Source organism: Mesorhizobium sp. M1B.F.Ca.ET.045.04.1.1, from assembly GCF_003952465.1.
Classification (GTDB): Bacteria; Pseudomonadota; Alphaproteobacteria; order Rhizobiales; family Rhizobiaceae; genus Mesorhizobium; species Mesorhizobium shonense.
This window is the reverse complement of sequence record NZ_CP034448.1, coordinates 2,085,001-2,105,813: the sequence shown is the minus strand read 5'-3', so window position 1 is coordinate 2,105,813 and position 20,813 is coordinate 2,085,001. Positions and strand designations below refer to the sequence as shown.

16 protein-coding genes, 1 tRNA gene, 2 rRNA genes and 1 pseudogene (1 of these 20 running past the window's edge) are annotated in these 20,813 nt (G+C 65.1%); 9 read left to right on the top strand and 11 right to left on the bottom strand.

Going from position 1 to position 20,813, the window contains the following annotated elements:
• The first annotated feature begins 17 nt into the window (after positions 1–17).
• From EJ071_RS10285 to atzF, 7 genes are read left to right on the top strand one after another with little or no spacing between them, the layout of a single operon-like run.
• Complete coding sequence (locus EJ071_RS10285) at positions 18–1,160, top strand: ABC transporter permease (protein ID WP_126097758.1); 1,143 nt, start codon at positions 18–20, stop codon at positions 1,158–1,160.
• The gene (locus EJ071_RS10280) at positions 1,160–2,086 is read left to right on the top strand and encodes an ABC transporter permease (RefSeq protein ID WP_126097757.1); all 927 of its coding nucleotides are present in this window, start codon (positions 1,160–1,162) and stop codon (positions 2,084–2,086) included. The genes EJ071_RS10285 and EJ071_RS10280 overlap by 1 nt, the downstream gene beginning before the upstream one ends.
• 40 nt (positions 2,087–2,126) lie before the next feature.
• The gene (locus EJ071_RS10275; RefSeq protein WP_126097756.1) at positions 2,127–2,828 is read left to right on the top strand and encodes an isochorismatase family cysteine hydrolase; all 702 of its coding nucleotides are present in this window, start codon (positions 2,127–2,129) and stop codon (positions 2,826–2,828) included.
• A gap of 10 nt (positions 2,829–2,838) precedes the next feature.
• Positions 2,839–4,371, top strand: a complete 1,533-nt coding sequence (locus EJ071_RS10270; protein WP_126097755.1) for an ABC transporter ATP-binding protein — start codon at positions 2,839–2,841, stop codon at positions 4,369–4,371.
• A complete protein-coding gene (locus tag EJ071_RS10265; RefSeq protein ID WP_126097754.1) occupies positions 4,371–5,039 on the top strand; it encodes an isochorismatase family cysteine hydrolase in 669 nt (222 codons plus the stop codon). The genes EJ071_RS10270 and EJ071_RS10265 overlap by 1 nt, the downstream gene beginning before the upstream one ends.
• Positions 5,032–5,382, top strand: coding sequence for a cupin domain-containing protein (locus tag EJ071_RS10260; RefSeq protein ID WP_126097753.1), 351 nt, complete (start codon positions 5,032–5,034; stop codon positions 5,380–5,382). Before EJ071_RS10265 ends, EJ071_RS10260 begins: the two co-directional genes overlap by 8 nt.
• Entirely contained in the window at positions 5,379–7,211 is a 1,833-nt protein-coding gene (atzF, locus tag EJ071_RS10255) for an allophanate hydrolase (RefSeq protein ID WP_126097752.1), read from the top strand. The genes EJ071_RS10260 and atzF overlap by 4 nt, the downstream gene beginning before the upstream one ends.
• Positions 7,212–7,279: 68 nt before the next feature.
• Here the strand turns inward: atzF and uxuA are convergent.
• Positions 7,280–8,385, bottom strand: a pseudogene (uxuA, locus tag EJ071_RS10250) (mannonate dehydratase).
• Positions 8,386–8,631: 246 nt separating this feature from the next.
• Here uxuA and EJ071_RS10245 point away from each other — a divergent pair.
• Both EJ071_RS10245 and EJ071_RS10240 read left to right on the top strand, forming a co-directional pair.
• The gene (locus EJ071_RS10245) at positions 8,632–9,330 is read left to right on the top strand and encodes a GntR family transcriptional regulator (protein ID WP_126097751.1); all 699 of its coding nucleotides are present in this window, start codon (positions 8,632–8,634) and stop codon (positions 9,328–9,330) included.
• Between the two features lie 461 nt (positions 9,331–9,791).
• Positions 9,792–11,147 (top strand): glutamine synthetase family protein, encoded by a 1,356-nt coding sequence (locus tag EJ071_RS10240; RefSeq protein ID WP_126097750.1) that lies wholly within the window; start codon positions 9,792–9,794, stop codon positions 11,145–11,147.
• 11 nt (positions 11,148–11,158) lie between these two features.
• Here the strand turns inward: EJ071_RS10240 and EJ071_RS10235 are convergent, their stop codons facing one another.
• The 10 genes from EJ071_RS10235 to EJ071_RS10190 all read right to left on the bottom strand — a co-directional run.
• Complete coding sequence (locus tag EJ071_RS10235) at positions 11,159–12,148, bottom strand: ABC transporter permease (RefSeq protein ID WP_126097749.1); 990 nt, start codon at positions 12,146–12,148, stop codon at positions 11,159–11,161.
• Positions 12,145–13,665 (bottom strand): sugar ABC transporter ATP-binding protein, encoded by a 1,521-nt coding sequence (locus EJ071_RS10230; protein WP_126097748.1) that lies wholly within the window; start codon positions 13,663–13,665, stop codon positions 12,145–12,147. Before EJ071_RS10230 ends, EJ071_RS10235 begins: the two co-directional genes overlap by 4 nt.
• Positions 13,666–13,729: 64 nt before the next feature.
• Positions 13,730–14,722 (bottom strand): substrate-binding domain-containing protein, encoded by a 993-nt coding sequence (locus tag EJ071_RS10225; protein WP_245460191.1) that lies wholly within the window; start codon positions 14,720–14,722, stop codon positions 13,730–13,732.
• An 83-nt stretch (positions 14,723–14,805) separates the two neighbouring features.
• A complete protein-coding gene (locus EJ071_RS10220; RefSeq protein ID WP_126097747.1) occupies positions 14,806–15,582 on the bottom strand; it encodes an SDR family oxidoreductase in 777 nt (258 codons plus the stop codon).
• 2 nt (positions 15,583–15,584) lie between these two features.
• The gene (dgoD, locus tag EJ071_RS10215) at positions 15,585–16,748 is read right to left on the bottom strand and encodes a galactonate dehydratase (RefSeq protein ID WP_245460316.1); all 1,164 of its coding nucleotides are present in this window, start codon (positions 16,746–16,748) and stop codon (positions 15,585–15,587) included.
• Between the two features lie 89 nt (positions 16,749–16,837).
• Positions 16,838–17,581, bottom strand: coding sequence for a FadR/GntR family transcriptional regulator (locus EJ071_RS10210; RefSeq protein ID WP_126097745.1), 744 nt, complete (start codon positions 17,579–17,581; stop codon positions 16,838–16,840).
• Positions 17,582–17,727: 146 nt separating this feature from the next.
• A complete protein-coding gene (locus EJ071_RS10205; protein ID WP_126097744.1) occupies positions 17,728–18,369 on the bottom strand; it encodes a ThuA domain-containing protein in 642 nt (213 codons plus the stop codon).
• A gap of 291 nt (positions 18,370–18,660) precedes the next feature.
• Positions 18,661–18,737 (bottom strand) — tRNA-Met (locus tag EJ071_RS10200).
• Positions 18,738–18,952: 215 nt separating this feature from the next.
• Positions 18,953–19,067 (bottom strand): 5S ribosomal RNA (gene rrf / locus EJ071_RS10195).
• A gap of 227 nt (positions 19,068–19,294) precedes the next feature.
• Positions 19,295–20,813: ribosomal RNA gene (locus EJ071_RS10190) — 23S ribosomal RNA — on the bottom strand (it continues 1,369 nt past the right edge of the window).

Sequence of the window (20,813 nt, the reverse complement as noted above, 5' to 3'; positions counted from 1 at the left end):
GCCGAGGGAGACGGAACATGGCGGACACAGTGAGCAGCCCGGATGTGCGGACCGTCCTCGACGCCGGGGGATACCGGGCGGCGCTCGAATGGACCGCCAGGCGGGCGGAGGCCTTCGTCATTCCGCTTGCGGCGCTGGTCGTCGGCATGGTGCTGTTCAGCCTGTTCATCTTGGCTGTCGGCAAGTCGCCGGTCCAGCTCTACCAGACGATGTGGCGGGGCGGCTTCGGCTCCTGGTTCTCGATCCAGAACTCGCTGTCGCGCGGCGCGCCGCTCTTGCTTGCTGCGCTCTGCGTGGCGCTGCCCGCGCGCCTCGGCCTGGTCGTCATCGGCGGCGAGGGCGCGATCGTGCTCGGCGGCGTCGCCGCGGCCGCCATCGGCGCTGCGCTGAACGGCGCGCCGTCTTTTCTCGTCATCCTTCTCATGGGCGTGGGGGGTCTGGCCGCCGGCGGCATCTGGATCGGTGCCGTCGGCGCGCTGCGCCATTACCGGGCCGTCAACGAAACCATCTCCAGCCTGCTGATGGCCTACATCGCCATCGCCCTGATGAACCATCTGGTGGAAGGGCCGTTGCGCGACCCGGCCTCGCTGAACAAACCCTCGACCCAGCCGCTGGCCGACATCTACCGCGTCGGCAACATCCCGGGCATGGAAGTGCATTGGGGGCTCGTCGTCGGCATCCTTGCCTGCGTGCTCTCCTGGCTGCTGATCGAAAAAACCCGCTGGGGCTTCGCCGCCCGCATCGCCGGCGGCAATGTCAGGGCGGCGCAGGTGCAGGGGTTGGCCGTCGGTCCGCTGATCGTCGGCTTCACTGCGCTCGCCGGCGGTTTCGCCGGTCTTGCCGGCATGCTGGAGGTCGCGGCCGTGCAAGGCGGCGCCAACGGCTCGCTTGCCGCCGGCTACGGCTATACCGGCATCCTCGTCGCCTTCCTTGCCCGCCACAATCCGCTCGCCATCATCCCCGTCGCCATCCTGCTTGGCGGCATCGACGCGTCGGGCGGCCTGATCCAGCGCCGCATGGACCTGCCGGACGCGACCGTCCTGGTGTTGCAGGGCATGCTCTTCGTCGTCATCCTGTTCAGCGAGACCTTCTACGGCCGCTTCAAGCTCTTCAATCCCGACCTCTGGCAGGGGCCCGGTTTCTTGAAGGGGACTGTCTGATGGAAGCCACCGATATCGGGCTGTGGGGGGTGCCGCTCGCCATGTTGGGCGGCGCCATCCGCGTCTCCACCCCGTTCATCTTCGTCTCGATCGGCGAAGCCATCACCGAACGCTCGGGCCGCATCAATCTCGGCCTCGAAGGCACGCTGGTGTTCGGCGCCATGAGCGCCTATGCGGTGGCGGTGATGACCGGCTCGCCGTGGCTCGGCCTTTTGGCCGCGATGGTCGCCGGCCTCTGCTTCGGCCTCTTCCACGGCTGGATCTGCAAATTCCCGAAGGTCAACGATATCGCCATCGGCATCGCCCTGATGCTGTTCGGCACCGGCCTCGCCTTCTTCTTCGGCAAGCCCTTCATCCAGCCTTCGGCGCCGGACCTGCCGGCAATTCCCTTCGGCGCTTGGTCCGATATCCCGCAGGTGCAGGCGGCGCTCAACGTCAACGTGCTGTTCCTGATCGGTGCTGCCCTCGCCGTCTTCCTCTGGTGGGCGGTTCGCAACACGCGCATCGGCCTGATCGTGCGTGTGGTCGGCGACAGCGCCGATGCCGCGCGCGCCATGGGCCTCAACCCGAACACGGTGCGCCTTTTCGCCACCGGCGTCGGCGGCGCGCTCGCCGGTATCGGCGGTGCCTATCTGTCGCTCTACTATCCGGGCAGCTGGACCGAACGCATCTCGTCGGGCCAGGGGCTGATGGCGGTGGCGCTGGTCATCTTCGCGCGCTGGAACCCGCTCGGCTGCTTTGCCGCCGCGCTTCTGTTCGGTGGCGCCGGCGCCCTCGGTCCGGCGCTGCAGTCGGTGGGCGTCACGCAAGGCTACTACCTCTTCTACGCCGCGCCCTACATCCTCACCCTCATCATCATGATCGCCACCTCTTCGCCGAGCCGCACGCTCGCCGGCGCGCCCGGCGAACTGTCGATCACCAAATAACTGCGCATCACGAACCGCTCGCGAGACCGGAGTTTTTGCCATGAACGCCAGACCCGAGATCACCCAGCGCTACATCGACGCCGATCCTTATCCCTGGCCCTACAACGGCGATCTGCGGCCGGACAACACCGCGCTGATTATCATCGACATGCAGACCGATTTCTGCGGGCCGGGCGGCTATGTCGACCACATGGGCTATGACCTCTCGCTGGTCAGGGCGCCGATCGAGCCGATCAAGGCGGTGCTTTCGGCCATGCGCGACAAGGGCTACACCATCATCCACACCCGCGAGGGCCATCGCCCAGACCTCGCCGACCTGCCCGCCAACAAGGGCTGGCGCTCGCGCCGCATCAATGCCGGCATCGGCGACCCCGGTCCATGCGGGCGTATCCTGGTGCGCGGCGAGCCGGGCTGGGACATCATCCCCGACCTCTATCCGGCCGAGGGCGAACCGATCATCGACAAGCCCGGCAAGGGCTCGTTCTGCGCCACGGACCTCGAGCTGATCCTCAACCAGCGCGGCATCGAAAACATCGTGCTCACCGGCATCACCACCGATGTCTGCGTGCACACCACCATGCGCGAGGCCAACGATCGCGGCTTCGAATGCGTGATGCTGGAGGATTGCTGCGGGGCTACCGACTACGGCAATCACCTGGCGGCGATCAAGATGATCAAGATGCAGGGCGGCGTGTTCGGCGCGGTCTCGCACTCCGCCGCGCTCGTCGCTCAACTGCCGTGAGGAACCGGCGATGAGCAGCAGCTTCCACGGAAAGGCGATCGGCGTCGAGACCATCGGCATGACCATGCGTTTCGGCGCATTCACCGCGCTGGACGATGTCTCCATCAAGGTGCCGGCAGGCTCCTTCCATGCCTTGCTCGGTGAGAACGGCGCCGGCAAGTCGACGCTGGTCAAATGCATGATGGGTTTCTACCACCCGACGTCGGGCGACATGCTGGTCGACGGACGCGAAGTGACGATCGCCAGCCCCAGGGATGCCTCGGCGCTCGGCCTCGGCATGGTCTATCAGCATTTCACGCTCGTGCCTTCGCTGACGGGCGCCGAGAACCTGGTCATCTCGCGTGAGAAGGTGCCCGGCGTCATCGACTGGCGCAAGGAGCGCACAGCGCTTGCCGCCTTCATGAGCGGCATGCCGTTCAAGGTGCCGCTCGACGTCAAGGTGGCCGAACTCGCCGCTGGAGTGAAGCAGAAGCTCGAGATCATCAAGCAGCTTTATCTCGGCCGCAATTTCCTGGTGCTGGACGAGCCGACTTCCGTGCTTACCCCGGGCGAGGCGCAGGAAGTGCTCGGCCTGGTGCGCGGTATGACGAAGGCCGGCGACCTCACCGTGCTGATGATCTCGCACAAGTTCCACGAGGTTACGGCATTCGCCGACGACATCACGGTGCTGCGCAAGGGCAGGCTCACCGGAACCGGGAAGGTCTCCGATCTCTCCCACAGGGAGATGGCGGCGATGATGATCGGCGACCAGCCGATCGCCGCGCTCGACAGCCGCGCCGAGCCGAGGCCGGACGCCGAGATCATGCTCAAGGTGAAGGCGCTGAAGGCGCCCGATCGCACGGGCCTCAAATCGATCGACATCGCGGATCTTGGGGTGCGTTCGGGCGAGATCGTCGGCATCGCGGGCATCTCAGGCAACGGCCAGAAGGAGTTCCTGGAAGTGCTGGCCGGGCAGCGCCCACGCAATGGTGGCGAGGTCATGGTTCGCGGCGCCGCCTATGCGGCGACGCGCGCCGAGGCGCGCGCGCTCAACGTGCGGCTGATCCCGGAGGAGCCGCTGAAGAATGCCTGCGCGCCAAGGATGACGGTCGCCGAGAACATCGCCTTCCGCACCTTCGACGTCGACGGCAACGGCAAGCCGGTGAGCTGGATCAGCGCCGGCGCCATCAAATCCTTCAGCGCCCGCCTGGTCGAGCAGTTCAAGGTCAAGACGGCATCGCTCTCCTCGCCGATCGCCTCGCTGTCGGGCGGCAATGTGCAGCGCGCCGTGCTGGCCCGCGAGCTCACCGGCGAGGTCGACCTGTTGATCGTCTCCAATCCTTGCTTCGGCCTCGATTTCTCCGCCGTCGCCGAAATCCGCGCCCGCATCATGAGGGCGCGCAATGCCGGCGCCGCGGTGCTGCTGATGTCGGAAGACCTCGACGAGCTCCTGGAACTCTCCGACCGCATCCTCGTCATGTCCGACGGCGCGCTGGTCTACGAGACTTCGATCGCGCAGGCGAGCGTGCACACGATCGGCGAATACATGGCGGGGCATCACTGATGGCGAAAATCGAAGCGCAGCCCTTCGCCTTCGCCTTCGAGCCGGAGACGACGGCGCTGATCGTCATCGACATGCAGCGCGACTTCGCCGAGCCGGGCGGCTTCGGCGCCAGCCTCGGCAACGATGTCGGCCGGGTCGTGGCGATCGTGCCGACGGTAAAGCGGCTGATCGAAGGCTTTCGCGCCGCCGGCCTGCCGGTGATCCACACAATGGAGTGCCACAGGCCCGACCTTTCGGACCTGCCACCCGCCAAGCGAGACCGTGGCAACCCGTCGATCCGCATCGGCGACGTTGGTCCGATGGGCCGCGTGCTGATCGCGGGCGAGCCCGGCACGGCGATCCTCGAGGAGCTCGCGCCCTTGCCCGGCGAGATCGTCATCGAGAAGCCGGGCAAGGGCGCCTTCTACGCGACCGGACTCGGCGAGGACCTGAAACGGCTCGGCGCCCGGCAGCTGGTCTTTGCCGGCGTGACGACCGAAGTCTGTGTGCAGACGACGATGCGCGAGGCCAACGACCGTGGCTACGAATGCCTGGTCGCCGAGGACGCGACGGAAAGCTACTTTCCCGAATTCAAGGCAGCCGCGCTCGCCATGATCAGGGCACAGGGCGCGATCGTCGGCTGGACGGCGACGGCGGATCAGGTGCTCGAGGGAATTGCGAATGCCTAATCTTGCCTTTGCCGGCCTCGTCGACGGTGGCTGGCGCGATCTGGCGTTCGAGCCTTTCCGCGACGGTGTCGCGGCGCATTGGCTGCTCAAAGGCGGGCCGGTCGAACCGTCCGTAGCGGTCCTTAGATACCAGCCGGGTGCCGGCGTGCCGCGCCATCGCCATGCCGGGCTGGAAACCATCGTCGTGCTGGAAGGCATCCAGAGCGACGAGAATGGGAACTATCCTGCGGGCAGCGTGATTCTCAATCCGGTCGGTTCCGAACATTCGGTGTGGACGAAGGACGGCTGCGTCGTGCTGATCCAATGGGACCTGCCGGTGATCTTTCTGGGGGAGACGAAATGAGCGACATTCACTTCGACATCGGCAGCCTGCATGCCGCTTACGAGAGCGGAATCAGCGTCGCCGAGGTGATCGATACGGTCCTTGCCCGCATCGAGGCGGCGGGCGACCCCGGCATATTCATCCACCTTGCGACGAAAGCCGCGATGCTGGCCGAGGCCGAAGCGTTAGGCCGTTTCGATCCGGTGGCCAGGCCGCTCTGGGGCATCCCCTTCGCCGTCAAGGACAACATCGACGTCGCCGGCATGCCGACCACGGCCGCCTGCGCCGAGTTTGCCTACACGCCCTCCACGGACGCCACAGTGGTGGCGAAGCTCAAGGCCGCCGGCGCCCTCGTCGTCGGCAAGACCAATCTCGACCAGTTCGCCACGGGCCTCGTCGGCGTTCGCACACCCTGGCCGATCCCAAGGAATGCGATCGATCCGGAACTGGTACCCGGCGGCTCCTCCTCCGGCTCCGCGGTGGCGACGGCGCGCGGCATCGTCTCCTTCGCGCTCGGCACCGATACCGCCGGCTCGGGGCGCATCCCGGCCGGCCTCAACAGCATCGTCGGGCTGAAGCCGACGGTCGGCGCGCTTTCGACGACGGGCGTGGTGCCGGCCTGCCGGACGCTCGACTGCGTCTCGGTCTTCGCGCTGACAGTCGACGACGCCTATGCGGTGTTCTCGGTTGCCGCCGCGCACGATGCCGCCGATCCTTATTCGCGCGGCATCGCCGTCGAGCCACTCGCCGTGCGACCGCCGGTGCTGAACGTCGGCATCCCGGCAAGGGCCGACCTGAAGTTCTTCGGCGACGCATCGATGCAGGCCGGCTTCGAGGCCGCTCTCGCCGCCCTGGAGGCGCTCGGCGCCAGGCTTGTCGAGATCCCGTTCGGCGACTTCTACGCCACCGCCGATCTTCTCTACGAAGGCGCCTGGGTTGCAGAGCGCTACGCGGCGATCCGCGATTTCTTCGAGGCCAACGAGGCCGCGCTCCATCCGGTCACGCGCAAGATCATCGGCGGCGCGAGAAACCTGTCGGCAGCCGACGCCTTCCGCGGGCTCTATGCCTTGCAGGCCTGCAAGGCGCGGCTCGCCCCGGTCATCGCCTCCGTCGATCTCTTCTGCGTGCCGACGGCGCCGACCCACTACACCGTCGATGCCGTGCTTGCCGATCCGATCGCCACCAACAGCCGGCTGGGCACCTACACCAATTTCGTCAACCTGCTCAACATGTGCGGCATCGCCGTGCCGACCGGCACGCGCGATGATGGCTTGCCGATGAGCGTTACCCTGCTTGCGGCCGCCGGGTGGGACGGTCTCGTGGCGTCAGTCGCGCGCGATCTCCATGCCGCGAGCGGTCTCGCTCTCGGCGCGACCGGATGGCCGCAGCCAAGCGCGCAGCCCGTTGCCGCGTTGGCCGAGGACGAGATGATCGAACTGGTGGTGGTCGGCGCGCATCTATCGGGAATGCCGCTGAATGGCCAACTGAAGAACGTTGGCGCGCGATTCTGCAGGGCAGCAAGGACGGCGCCCTCTTACAGGCTCTATGAGCTTGCTGGCCAAATCCCACCCAAGCCCGGGCTGGTCCGGGTCGGCAGCGGGGGCGCGGCCATCGAGGTCGAAGTCTGGCGACTCTGCCCCGACGCCTTTGGCCGTTTCGTCGCCGCCATTCCGCCACCGCTCGGCATCGGCACCATCGATCTCGGCGACGGCACGTCGGCAAAGGGTTTTCTGGCAGAGACCGCTAGCCTGTCGGCGGCGACAGATATCTCCGCCTATGGCGGCTGGCGCAGCTATGTCGCAAGGTCGAACGGGGCGCAACGACAACTGGAGCGCGCTCCCTCCAATTGACCGAGGGAGTTCGTCGGATCGCCGAGCGCCTTGAAGCGCACCCCGACGGAAGGCTCGCCGGCCCGACCTCAGGCCAGTTCGAACCGCTCCACCGCCCGCATGATGCCGCGCAGCTCCGCAAGACCTTTCAGCCGGCCGATCAGCGAATAGCCGGGATTGATATTCGTCTTGCCGATGTCGTCGGCAAGCAAATGGCCATGGTCGGGGCGCATCGGGATGCGCCAGTCGGACCGGCCTTCTCTCCGCCGCCGCGCTTCCTCCTTCGTCAGCGCCAGGATCACTTCGGCCATGTCGGTCGAGCCTTCCAGATGCTCCGCTTCGTAGAAGGAGCCGTCGGCGCGAACTCCTCGATCATCGCGACCAGATCGTTGTCGGCGCGCACGCCGTAGGAGCCGGTGCAGAAGGTCAGCCCGTTCGCCGGGCTGTCGACCACTCCCAGGATGAAGCGCGCGTCATCGGCGGTGGAGACGACGCACGGCAGGCCGTAGAGCGAGAACAGCGGATCGTCCGGATGGATGCACATGCGCGCGCCGACTTCCTCGGCGGCCGGGATGATCTCCTTCAGGAACCAGGCGAGATTGGCGCGCAGCTGCGTAATCCGCGAGCGCCCCGCGCATTGTGTCGCGATTGTAGGTGCGCTCGGTTGCCGGCAGGCCGGCGATCAGGTTGCGCTCGGTGCTCAAAGTCTTGAGCCGCGCTTCCGCCTCCTCGAGGCGCGCCGGGCTGTAGCTCGCCTCGGCGTTCGGCCGCTTCAGCACGAAGACGTCATAGGCGGCGAAATCGATCGCATCGAAGCGCAGCTCGTAACCGGTGGTGGGCAGCCGGTACATGAGGTCGGTGCGGTCCAGTCGACGACCGGCATGAAATTGTAGCAGATGGTGGAGATGCCGGCCTTGGCCAGCGCCCGGATCGTGTCCTTGTACCAGCCGACGTAGCGCTCCCGCTCGGGCGAGCCGATCTTGATCGAGTTGTGGACGGGAATGCTCTCCACCACCGACCAGGTGAGGCCGGTCGCCTCGACGATGCGCTTGCGCTCGAGAATGGCCTCGAGCGGCCAGGCGCTGCGGTCATAGATGTTGTGCAGCGCCGTCACGATGCCCGCAGCACCCGCCTGCTTGATATTGTCGAGCGTGACCGGATCGTTCGGGCCGTACCAACGCCAGCATTGTTCCATTGCTGCCTCTTTCCATGATTGCGATCGACCATATTGTCGGACGACGACATCCGTCAAACGGAGGATTGCGGCAGGGCCCCGGCACCGGCCATGGCGCCGTTGGGTCAGCCGGGATAGCGCCCTGGCCTCCCTTGCGGCGGCGCGCGTTAACCGTCTATCGTGCGGCTCGAAGCCGCCGGCCAAGCATTGCGGCGGCAGATTGCGTGACGAAACGGGTTTCAGGACGGACGAAGCAGCGCATAGCCAATGGCCGACAAAACACAATTCGGACTGACTGCCCTCGACACGGTACCCCTGCATGAGAAAGTCTATCTGGAACTGGTGCGGGCGCTGATGTCGGGTCAGCTCCAACCCGGCCAGAAGCTGACCTCGCGCAAGCTCGCCAAGGAGCTCGGCACCAGCGACATGCCAGTGCGCAGCGCCTTCATGCGGCTGCAGGCGCTCAGGGCGCTGAGCCCGAAGCCGAACGGCAGTGTCGAGGTGCCGATGATCTCGGCCGATCGCTTCCAGCAGCTGACCGACGTGCGGACGGTCCTGGAAGGCACCGCCACCGAGCTCGCGACAAAGCTCATCAATGGCAACAATCTGCGCGCCATCCGCCGCCACTGCACCGAGCTCACCCAGGCCGCCCGCAGCGGCGACATCGGCGACTATCTGCGCAAAAACCACGACTTCAAATTCTCGATCTACCGCCACTGCGGCAACGAGCAGATGATCTTCCTGATCGAGACGGTGTGGATGCAGGTCGGACCGTTTCTTCGGAACCTGCGCATCGGCTTCGAGGACGACCTCGCCGGCATCCTCGGCATCGACTATCACGAGGAGGTCGTGGCGGCGATCGAGGCCCAGGACGGCGAAAGAGCCCGCGCGGCCATCGTGCGCGACATCGAAGAGGGCGCCGCGCACATCCTCAAGCAGATCAAATTCCCGGAATTGCGGCAGTAGGAAAGCCTTCGAGATTGGCCGAAAGCGTCCCAACTTCGTCATCCCAGGGCGAAGCAGGAGCGAAGCTCCGTTGCGGAGACCCTGGGATCCATTCCGTGACCTCCGGCGTAGAATGCGGCGGGGCAGAATTCTGCACCGCTGCACCGCTCATATGTAACGAAATGGATCCTATGGTCTGCGCCGCGTCGCTTCGCTCCTTGCTCGTCAATAGGATGACGACGGGATGGGCGTTGCCGCCAATTCCCAACTCCCGGCTTGGCTTTCTCTTTGCATGTCGCTATGTTGCGATCGCAGATCGCACAATATGGACCCGAAATGCCGCCCGATATCCCGACTAGTGAATTGAAAAAATGAAGGAAACACGCCCGGACATCTCCAGGGCGGCCTTCATGAACTCACAAGTTGAAAAATGGATATCGTAGCCGAAAGGGCTACAGCACCTCAAAAACAGGGGCTGGAAATTGGGCGATGCAATCGCGGACGTTTTGAACTGGCTTGAAAGCAGGAACGACATCCAGAGCCTGAGGGCCGCGGTGTGCGACCTGAACGGCATCATGCGCGGCAAGCGCATTCCGGTCGAGCAGGCGCGCAAGGCGCTCGAAGGCAAGCTGCGCATGCCCTATTCGCTGATCGGGCTCGACATCTGGGGCGAGGATATCGAAGGCAATGCGCAGGTCTTCTCGACCGGCGACGCCGACGGGCTTTGCCATTGGACGGGACGCGGCATCCTGCCGGTCAACTGGACGGCGCATCCGACAGCGCTTCTGCCGCTCTGGCTCGCCGATGAAGCCGGCGCGCCCTATCTCGGCGACCCGCGCCGCGCGCTCGCCCGCATCCTCGATCGCTACGCGGCGCTTGGCCTGACGCCTGTCACCGCCACCGAGCTCGAATTCTATCTCGTCGACCCGACGTCCCAGCGGCCGGTCGGCCCTGTCTCGCCCGTCACCGGCCGGCGCCTCGATTCCGACGCAGCGCTCTCGATCGACGAGATCGACGATTTCGAGGCCTTCATCCACGACATCTACGAAGCCTGCCGCATGCAGGGCATTCCGGTCGACACCGCGATCGCCGAGAACGGCGTCGGCCAGTTCGAGATCAACCTCAATCACGTTCCCGACGCCCTGCGCGCCGCGGACGACGCCGTGCTCTTCAAGCGCACCGTCAAGGGCATCGCCCGCAAGCATGGCTTTGCCGCCTGCTTCATGGCCAAGCCCTATGGCGAGCGCGCCGGCAACGGTTTTCACGTCCACTTCAGCGTCGTCGACAAGGAAGGCCGCAACATCTTCGACGATGGCAGCGACCAGGGCTCGGACACGATGCGTCACGCGGTCGGCGGTCTGCTCGCCGCGATGGCCGAAAGCACGCTGGTGTTCGCGCCGCATTTCAACTCCTACCGGCGGCTGCGGCCGCGTTCCTATGCGCCGACGGCCGTCGCCTGGGGTTACGAGAACCGCATGGTGGCGATCCGCATTCCCGGCGGCCCTTCCGCCGCGCGCCGCATCGAGCATCGTGTCTCGGGCGCCGACGCCAACCCCTATCTGGTGCTGGCGGCGATCCTGGGCGCCGCGCTGATGGGCATCGAAAAGGAATTGTCGCCCGGCGAGCCGACCGGCGGCGAGGGGCAAGGGCTGACGCTCGCCAAGCTGCCGCCGGATTGGGCCTCGGCGATCGCCGCCTTCGAGACCGGGCCGCGTGTCGCCGAAATCTTCCCGGCCGTGCTGCGCGACGGCTTCATCGCCTGCAAGCGCCAGGAATTGAACACCTTCGCGCTCAACGTCAGCGACTTCGAGATCGAGACTTATCTCGAAAGTGTTTAACCCGGCACGGGCTACTCTCCCGACCGCGCCCGCTGGCGCTCCTGCACGATGACCGCGAGGATCAGCAGCGCTCCCTTGGCGAGCAGCTGGTAGAAGGTCGGCACGCTGGTCAGGATCATGCCGTTATTGAGCACGCCGATGATCAGCACCCCCAGCATGGCGCCGACGATCGTGCCCTTGCCGCCCTGCAGCGCGCAGCCGCCGAGGATCGCAGCGGTGATCGCTTCCAGCTCAAGCCCCTGGCTGCCCGAGGCCGGCTGCCCGGACATGGTGCGGCTGGCGAGCACCAGGCCAGCCACCGCCGCGGCGAAGCCGCTCATCGCATAGATCGAGATCTGGTAGCGGCGGATCGGGATGCCGGCGAGCCGCGCCACGGTCGGATTGCCGCCGAGCGCATAGATGTTCCTGCCGACCACAGTCTCGCGGGTGAAGACAATGAACGCCGCCATCGCGGCGATCAGCAGCCAGATGGCGAAAGGCATGCCGAACAGCGTGCCGATGCCGAGCGCGCGCAGGCTGTCGCCGGTGATCGGGATCGAGTTGCCGTTGTTCATCAGATAGGCGAGACCGCGGAAGGCGGACATGGTTCCAAGCGTCGCGATCACCGCGTTGACCGGGCCGTAGACGATGATCAGCCCGTTGACGGCGCCCGCCACCAGCCCGGCAAGAAGGCCGGCAAGGATGCCGAGCGGTATCGAGCCGGTTTCCTGGGCTGCGACGGCCAGCACCATGGTGCTCAGGCCGACGATCGATCCGACCGAGATGTCGAGCCCGCCCGACACGATGACGACGGTCTGCGCCATGGCCAGGATGCCGAGGATGGTGACCGCCAGCCCGATATTGATGAGGTTGCGCGGCGTGAAGAAGACGTCTGGCCGCAGCGCGCCGAAGATCGCCAGCAGCACGACAAGCGCGATGAGCAGGCTGATATTCTGCGCACCGATGCGGCCAAACAGGCTTGCCGGCGCGCGTTCGCGGGTGGCCGTTACGGTATCGGTCACGACACTTTCCTTTCGATCGTCTCTTTCCCCGAGCGCATGGCCAGCGCCAGCACGGCCTCTTCGCTAGCCTCGCGCCACGGAAGCTCGCCGCTGATGCGGCCGCTCTGCATGACCAGCACGCGATCGGCGAGACCGAGCAGTTCCGGCATTTCCGAGGAGATGAGGAGGATGGCGAGACCCTGGTCGGCCAAGCTTTCGATCAGCCTGTAGATCTCGGCCTTGGCGCCGACATCGATGCCGCGCGTCGGCTCGTCGAGGATCAGCACCGCCGGCCCGCGCGCCTGCCAGCGCGCGAACACCACCTTCTGCTGGTTGCCGCCGGACAGTTTTCCGACGGCCTGTTCTATGGACGGCGTCTTCACCCTGAGCTCGGCGACGTGGCGGGCGACCAGCGCGCGCTCGCGCCTGCGGCTGAAGAAGCCATAGCGCGACACCTTGTCGGGCACCACCAAGCTGACATTGTCGCGCACCGCCTGCATCAAAAGCAGCGCTTCCTGCTTGCGGTCCTCCGGCACCAGCCCGATGCCGGCCGCAACCGCATCCGCCGGCTCGCGCGGCCTGTACGGCCGGCCGCCGGCGGTCATCCGACCGGACAGCAGCGGATCGAGGCCGACGATGGCGCGCGCAACTTCGGTCCGTCCGGCGCCGACCAGGCCGCCCAGCCCGACGATCTCGCCGGCCCTCACCTCGAAGCTGATCTCCTTGAGGCGACGTGTGGTGACATTCTCCAGCGCCAGCCGGACCGGTCCCAGCGTGCGCTCCTTTCGGTTGAACAGGTCGCTCACCGGCCTGCCGACCATCAGCCGCACCATACGCTGCTCGTCGAGCGCCGCGATCGGCTCGTCGGCGACGCGGCTGCCGTCGCGCATCACCACGCAGCGGTTGGCAAGCTCGATGATCTCGCGCAACCGGTGCGAGATGTAGATCACCGCGACGCCGTCGGCCTTCAAGCGTCGGATGACGCGGAACAGCCGCTGCGCCTCGTCTTCTGTCAAGGACGAGGTCGGCTCGTCGAAGGCGAGCAGCCGCGCGCCCGGCCTCAGCGCGCGCATGATCTCGATCAGCTGCCTGAGCGCCGGGCTCAGGCCATGGCAGCGCTGCCCGGGCGAAAGCACATCGGCCACGCCGAAGGTGCCGAGCAGTTCGAGGCTGCGCCGCTCGAGGTCGGCGCGGTCGAGGAACAGCCCGCCCCGCGCCTTGATGTCGCCGATGAAGATGTTTTCCGCCACCGTCAGTTCCGGGATGATCTCCGGCTCCTGATGGATGACGCGGATGCCAGAGCCATGCGCCGCGCGCGGCGAGCTGAGCTGGACCGGCTGCCCGTTGACCAGAACCCGGCCGGTATCGGGGCGATGCTCGCCCTCCAGCACGCGCATCAGCGTCGACTTGCCGGCGCCGTTCTCGCCGATGAGCGCAGTGATCTCACCGGCGTTGAAGGCGACCGAAACGTCGCGCAGCGCCTGCACAGCGCCGAAGCGCTTGCTGACGTTCTCGACGGAAACGACGGGCACGGTCATCGGCGGGCGGCTCCGGATGAAGCCGCCCGCCGTGAAGCCGCCAGCCATGCGGCTGAAGGAAACCCTAGGACTTGCAACCGAGCGTGTCCTTGAACTTGGCGAAGTTCTCGCCGCTGATCAGCGTGGCGTCCTGGAAGTAGTCCTTCTGCATCTCCTTGCCGGTGGCCTGGTCATAGAGCGCCTGGATGGCGGCCGCGCCATGCTTGGCGCTGTCCAGCCACATCGTCCCGCGGAAGCCCGTGGGCTTGCCGGCGCCGAAGGCCTCGCAGGAGCGCGAGCCGTCGATGCCGATGCCGATGACGTTCTCCGGCTTCATGCCGGCATTCTCGGTGGCGCGCACGCCGCCGAGCACGCCGTCGTCGTTGCAGGAGAAGAAGATCCACTTCTCGGCGTCCGGATTGGCCGTCAGCGTCGTCGACACCACGTCGATCGAGTTGACCATGGTGTTGTCGTAGGGGATCGAGACGATGCGCGACTTGATCTCCGGGATCGCCGCGACCAGCGCCTCCTCCGCGCCCTTGTTGCGGCGCATGCAGGTGTCGGCCTTCTGGTCCTCGATCGAGCCGACGCGAACCTTCGACAGATCCTTGTCCCAGCCCTCGGCCTTGGCGATGCGGGCGATCTCGGCCCCGACCTGCTTGCCGATGTTGAGCGCGTTCATGCCGACATAGGCGACTGGCGTGCCGTCGGCGAAGGCGATGTCGTCGTCGACCGCGATCAGGCCGATCTTGGCCGCCTTCGCCTTGTCGGCGACGACCGGGCCGAGCGAGCGATCCGGCACCACCACGGCGATGCCCTTGACGCCGTCGCCGACATAGGTGTCGAAGGTGGTGACGGCGAGGTTGGCGTCGAACTGCACGTCCTGGACAAGCAGGTCGACGCCGAGCTCGGCGGCCTTGTCCTTGGCGCCCTTCACCTCGCGCACGAACCAGGGATGGTCGCCCATCTTGTTGATGTAGCCGAACTTCATCTTGTCCTGCGCGCCGGCGCCGTGGACCGTCAGCGCGACGGCGGCTGTGGCTGCTGCCACAAGGCATGCGTTGATCATCTTTTTCATTGGCTTTCCTCCCTATCGATCCCGGCCGGCGGGACGTGATCTGCTTGAAGACGTTTCCGGCGACCGGCCGCCGGGGCGAAACCTCACTCGTGGTAGAGAACCGAGCGCCCGCCATCGATGACGATGCAGGCGGCGTTGATGAACGGCGCCTCGTCGGAGCCGAGGAAGACGGCGGTCATCGCCACCTCTTCCGGCTTGCCGATGCGGCGCGGCGGATGCAGGTCGTAGGTGCGCTGGCGCTCGGCCTCAGGGTCGGGGAACGTGTTCCAGTAGTCGACCGCGATCTGCGTCTCGATATAGCCGGGCGCGATCGCGTTCACGCGCACACCTTCGGCCGCGTACTGGATGCCGAGCGACCGCACCAGGCCGAGCAGCCCGTGCTTGGCGACCGGATAGGGAAAGGTCGAGGGGATGATCGCGAAGGAATGACAGGACGCGATGGCGACGACCGACCCCTGCTTCCGGGCCCGCATCGCCGGCAGAACCGCGCGCGCCGAGTACCACACGCCGTCGAGATCGACGGCAAAGCAGCGCCGCCATTCCTCTTCCGTGGTTTCCAGCGGCTCGTGGAACACGTTGATGCCGGCATTGGCGACGAGCACATCGATGTGGCCGAAGGCGCCAAGCGTCTGTTCGGCCATCGCTTCGCAGGATCTGCTGTCGGCGACGTCGGTTTCCACGAACAGCGCCCGCGCCCCGCCTTCGACCAGCGATGCGGCAACGCTTGTTCCGCTTACCGCATCCTTTTCCGCCACGACGATCACGGCGCCTTCCGCCGCCATGGCGCGCGCCGTCGCCTCGCCGATGCCGCGTCCGGCGCCAGTGATGATCGCCACCTTGTCCTTGAGACGCCCGGCCATCGTCACCAGTCCACGACAGTGCCGTCGGCAAGCACGGCGTTGGTGGTGTGCATGACCTCCGGCCTGTAGGGATGCCGGTCGGCGACCGCCTCGTCGACCTCGACACCAAGTCCCGGCGCGTCCGGCACCTGCCAGCAGCCGTCGGCCATGCGGATCGGCCCCTTCACCACCTCGAAATACCAGGGCACGGCGCCGACCATTTCTTCCTGGATCAGGTGGTTGGGCGTGGAGACCGCGAAATGCAGCGCCGCAGCGCCGGCGATCGGACCGAGCGGGTTGTGCGGCGCAACGCCCACCGAAACAGCCTCGGCCATGGCCGCTATCTTCTTGGCCTCTAGCAGGCCGCCGCAATGGCAGATGTCCGGCTGCACGATGTCGACTGCCCTTGCCCGGAAAAGGTCATCGAATTCGGGACGATCGACCAGCCGCTCGCCGGTGGCGATCGGCACGCGCGACTTGGCGGCGAGTTGCGCCAGCGCGCCGGTCTCGCCGGGCGGCAGCGGCTCCTCGATGAACATCGGCCGGTGCGGCGCCAGCGCGTCGATATAGGCGAGCGCGGTTGCGGCCGAGGCGGGGCGCCCGTGGAAGTCGACCATGATCTCGACCTCCGGCCCGACCGCCTTGCGCAGCGCCTCCATGAGCCGGCCGACCTTGTCGACCTCGACGAGCGGCGCGTGATAGTGGCTGTAAGGGATGAAGACGGCCTTCAGCGCGCGATAGCCCCTTGCCACCACCTCGGAGGCGCGCTGCACCAGCGGCTCGGCGTCGAGCGTCTCATAGACGGCGCGCATATCGCCGAGGCCGAGATGCGTATAGACCTTGACCCGGTCGCGCACCTTGCCGCCGAGCAATCGCCAGACCGGTTGATCGAGCCATTTGCCGAAAATGTCCCAGAGCGCCAGCTCGATGCCGGAGACCGCCGACATGCCGATGACGCCCAGCCGCCAGAACGAGTGCTTCTTGAGGATGCGCACCGCCTGCTCGATGTCGCGAGGATCGCGGCCAACCAGAAGCGGGGCCAGATCGTTGACGGCGCCGACGACGGCCTGGGTTTTCCATTCCAGCGTCGCCTCGCCCCACCCGTAGAGACCCGGCTGGTCGGTTTCGATGCGCACGAACACCCAGTTGCGCATATCCGCGTTCACGACGCGCGTGGTGATCGCCACGATTCTCAAGCGCAACTCCTCCCAGGCGACACTTAGATCATATGAAAAGGAATTATCATACGATCTAAAATGGCGTCAAGGCGGAAACGTCAGTCCTTGGCGTGGAGATCGTCGGCGGCGATGTCGAGGAGCCTGTTCATGGCGGCGCGAGCGCCGGCGGTATCGCGGATACGGATCGCCTCCAGCACCGCGACATGGGCGGAAAGCGCGCGCGACTGCGCTTCCATCAAGGGGTTGGTGACCAGAAATGTGGCGCGCAGCGCGGCTTCCAGCATGCCGACAAGCCCCTTGAGCACGACATTGTGGCTGGCCGCGATGACGCCCTTGTGGAAGGCAAGATCCGCCTGGCAGACCGCGTTGAGATCATTGGGGATGTTTTCGCGCATGCCGACCACCGCGCGCTCGATCTCGGCGAGGTCGGCGGCAGTGGCTCGCCTGGCCGCGAGTTCGGCCGCCGCCGGCTCGAAGATGCGGCGCGCCTCCAGCAGGCCGGAAACCAGTTCCTGATCGTCCTGGATCGCAGGGTGCCAGCCGAGCACAACGGGATCGAGCAGCCGCCAGCTGTCACGCGGCAGCACACGCACGCCGGCCCGCCGCCTGGCTTCGACCAGGCCTTTGGCCGACAGCACCTTGACCGCTTCCCTGACGGAAGTGCGGCTGACGCCCAGCATGGCGCAGAGCTCGTCCTCGCGCGGCAGGGCGTCGCCGGGAGCATAGTTCCCTCCCAGGATGCGGCTGCCCAGCACGCTGACGACGGCGTTGTGCACGCTTGCGCCACCCTGGTCGACCGAAGGCATCCAGCCGATTGCATCCGAAGGAACGATGGTTTCCACGCAATCCTCTCCGGTGAAAGCACGCTACTGTCTGTTGTATGAAACGTTAGGTCTTATGTAAATTGGATATTCATATGATGAATATCGCCAGTTGCCGGGCTACGTGGCGGAGAGTCGAACCGACCAAGCAGCCGGCGGCGCTGAGTTCAGCGAGCCGCCCACACCAGTCCGCGGCGCAGGATCGTGCGCATCTGCGGCACCTCGAACTCCTTGGCCACATGGCCGAGCGACGAATAAAACACCCGTCCCTTGCCATGCCGGCGCTTCCAGACCACCGGCATGACGACGCCGTCGATCCATGGCGCATCGTCGCCCGAGAAGGTGGTGGTCGCCAGCACTTCGTTCGAGGGATCGACATGCATGTAATACTGCTCGGAGCGGTAGGCGAAATCGTCGATGCCCTCCATGACCGGATCGTCGCGCCGCACGATGTTGACCCGATAGTCGATGATGTTGCCGGGATGCGCGACCCACTGCCCGCCGCACATGAACTGGTAGTCCGTCGATTCGCGGAACGCGTCCCCCATGCCGCCATGATAGCCGCCGAGGCCGACGCCGCTCTCGACCGCTTTCGTCAGATTGGCCTCTTCGGCCTTGGCGAGCTTGGACATGGTGTAGATCGGCACGATCAGGCTGAGCTCGGCGATTGCCGGGTCGGCCAGCGCCGCGGTCGTGTTTTCCACGCGCACGGCGAAGCCTTCCTCCTCGAGCATCGCCTTGACGACTCGCGCCCCTGCTTCGGGTTCGTGCCCTTCCCAACCGCCCCATACGATCAGTGCCTGCCGCATCTTCCGCTCCTCATGCCTTGCCCTCGCGGCCGACCTGCGGCAGCGCGGAGTCGGGCGACCATCGCTGCAAAGCCCCGCCAAGTCGAGATGGAAAGAGACGTTGGCGAAAAACAAAAACGGCCCGCGCGAGGCGGGCCGTTCTCAGATCTGGTTTCGGGGACAGGATTTGGCTTCTTTGTCCCGCGGCGTCGGCTTCGCCTTCTTGCGGGCCCCTGATGAGCGCTCAAATCAGCCGGCCACCACAAGCCGAATGCCAAAACGGCCCGCGCGAGGCGGGCCGTTTTTGGTATTTGGTTGCGGGGACAGGATTTGAACCTGTGACCTTCAGGTTATGAGCCTGACGAGCTACCGGGCTGCTCCACCCCGCGCCAACCATAGAGGTAAGCTTTCGCTTACCGGATTCAAGAGACCGCCAAATGAAAGGGCCGCTTGCGCGGCCCAGGATCCCGTTTGGCGGGCCTTATGCATGTCGCCCAAAAGTGCCGCGCGGTTTTGCGGCAACGACATGCATCAAAAACCGTAAGGAGAAGATTTGTCTCCATCCGGATCCGATCCGGATGTGAGATGAACGTGCGCTTGGCAGACCTGGCAGCGACCTACTCTCCCGCGTCTTGAGACGAAGTACCATCAGCGCTGGAGCGTTTCACGGCCGAGTTCGGAATGGGATCGGGTGCAGCCGCTCCGCCATAACCACCAGGTCGGCAAAACGCACGTTCAAATCGAGAAGCTGTTCAAGCGCGATCCAAGGATCGTCGCCTTGTGCCTTGGCTATTCTGTTGGCCCGGCGCCTTTCGAAGCGAAGCTTCGCAAGGTCGACCGACCGTCGGCGCCGATGCGCCGCACCCACGTAGCGCCGCCCGAAGGGCGGAACAAGCGTGAGTGAGAACAAGCCATCCGACTTGTCGGATGGATATTAGGAATGAGAACGATCAAGCCGATCGAACTATTAGTACCGGTAAGCTTCAAGCGTTGCCGCTCTTCCACACCCGGCCTATCAACGTGGTCGTCTTCCACGGTTCTCAGGGAATACTCGTTTCAAGGTGGGTTTCCCGCTTAGATGCCTTCAGCGGTTATCCCGTCCGGATATAGCTACCCTGCAATGCGGCTGGCGCCACAACAGGTCCACCAGAGATCCGTCCATCCCGGTCCTCTCGTACTAGGGACAGATCCTTTCAATATTCCTACACCCACGGCAGATAGGGACCGAACTGTCTCACGACGTTCTGAACCCAACTCACGTACCGCTTTAAATGGCGAACAGCCATACCCTTGGGACCTGCTCCAGCCCCAGGATGCGATGAGTCGACATCGAGGTGCCAAACAACCCCGTCGATATGGACTCTTGGGGGTCATCAGCCTGTTATCCCCGGCGTACCTTTTATCCGTTGAGCGATGGCCCTTCCACGCGGGACCACCGGATCACTATGACCGACTTTCGTCTCTGCTCGACTTGTCAGTCTCGCAGTCAGGCAGGCTTATGCCATTGCACTCAGCGAACGATTTCCGACCGTTCTGAGCCCACCATCGCGCGCCTCCGTTACTCTTTAGGAGGCGACCGCCCCAGTCAAACTACCCACCATACATTGTCCCGGACCCGGATAACGGGCCGCGGTTAGACATCCATAGTAATAAGGGTGGTATTTCAAGGGTGGCTCCACCTGAGCTGGCGCCCAGGCTTCAAAGCCTACCACCTATCCTACACATGCCACTACGAATGCCAATGTAAAGCTATAGTAAAGGTGCACGGGGTCTTTCCGTCTAACCGCAGGAACCCCGCATCTTCACGGGGAATTCAATTTCACTGAGTCTATGCTGGAGACAGCGGGGAAGTCGTTACGCCATTCGTGCAGGTCGGAACTTACCCGACAAGGAATTTCGCTACCTTAGGACCGTTATAGTTACGGCCGCCGTTTACTGGGGCTTCGATTCAGAGCTTGCACCCCTCCTCTTAACCTTCCAGCACCGGGCAGGCGTCAGACCCTATACGTCGCCTTGCGGCTTCGCAGAGCCCTGTGTTTTTGATAAACAGTCGCTACCCCCTGGTCTGTGCCACCCTCCTCTGCTTGCGCAGAAAAGGGTCACGCTTCTTCCGAAGTTACGCGTGCAATTTGCCGAGTTCCTTCAGCATAGTTCTCTCAAGCGCCTTGGTATACTCTACCTGACCACCAGTGTCGGTTTCGGGTACGGTCTATAAGGAGGAGCTATTTCCTGGAACCACTCCGCTGCCCTTTCAATCCGATAAGATTGGACAACTTGTGTGATCCGTCACTACCTCCAGGCCCACGAATATTAACGTGGTTCCCATCGACTACGCGTTTCCGCCTCGTCTTAGGGGCCGGCTAACCCTGCTCAGATTAACTTTAAGCAGGAACCCTTGGTCTTTCGGCGGGGGAGTCTCTCACTCCCCTTACGTTACTCATGTCAGCATTCGCACTTCTGATACC

Bases quoted from the DNA above. Each gene is read 5' to 3' on its own strand.
- EJ071_RS10260 (WP_126097753.1), top strand. From the start codon at position 5,032: ATGCCTAATCTTGCCTTTGCCGGCCTCGTCGACGGTGGCTGGCGCGAT.
- atzF (WP_126097752.1), top strand. From the start codon at position 5,379: ATGAGCGACATTCACTTCGACATCGGCAGCCTGCATGCCGCTTACGAG.
- EJ071_RS10270 (WP_126097755.1), top strand. From the start codon at position 2,839: ATGAGCAGCAGCTTCCACGGAAAGGCGATCGGCGTCGAGACCATCGGC.
- EJ071_RS10275 (WP_126097756.1), top strand. From the start codon at position 2,127: ATGAACGCCAGACCCGAGATCACCCAGCGCTACATCGACGCCGATCCT.
- EJ071_RS10225 (WP_245460191.1), bottom strand. From the start codon at position 14,722: ATGAAAAAGATGATCAACGCATGCCTTGTGGCAGCAGCCACAGCCGCC.
- EJ071_RS10220 (WP_126097747.1), bottom strand. From the start codon at position 15,582: ATGGCCGGGCGTCTCAAGGACAAGGTGGCGATCATCACTGGCGCCGGA.
- EJ071_RS10245 (WP_126097751.1), top strand. From the start codon at position 8,632: ATGGCCGACAAAACACAATTCGGACTGACTGCCCTCGACACGGTACCC.
- EJ071_RS10280 (WP_126097757.1), top strand. From the start codon at position 1,160: ATGGAAGCCACCGATATCGGGCTGTGGGGGGTGCCGCTCGCCATGTTG.
- EJ071_RS10285 (WP_126097758.1), top strand. From the start codon at position 18: ATGGCGGACACAGTGAGCAGCCCGGATGTGCGGACCGTCCTCGACGCC.
- EJ071_RS10205 (WP_126097744.1), bottom strand. From the start codon at position 18,369: ATGCGGCAGGCACTGATCGTATGGGGCGGTTGGGAAGGGCACGAACCC.
- EJ071_RS10230 (WP_126097748.1), bottom strand. From the start codon at position 13,665: ATGACCGTGCCCGTCGTTTCCGTCGAGAACGTCAGCAAGCGCTTCGGC.
- EJ071_RS10265 (WP_126097754.1), top strand. From the start codon at position 4,371: ATGGCGAAAATCGAAGCGCAGCCCTTCGCCTTCGCCTTCGAGCCGGAG.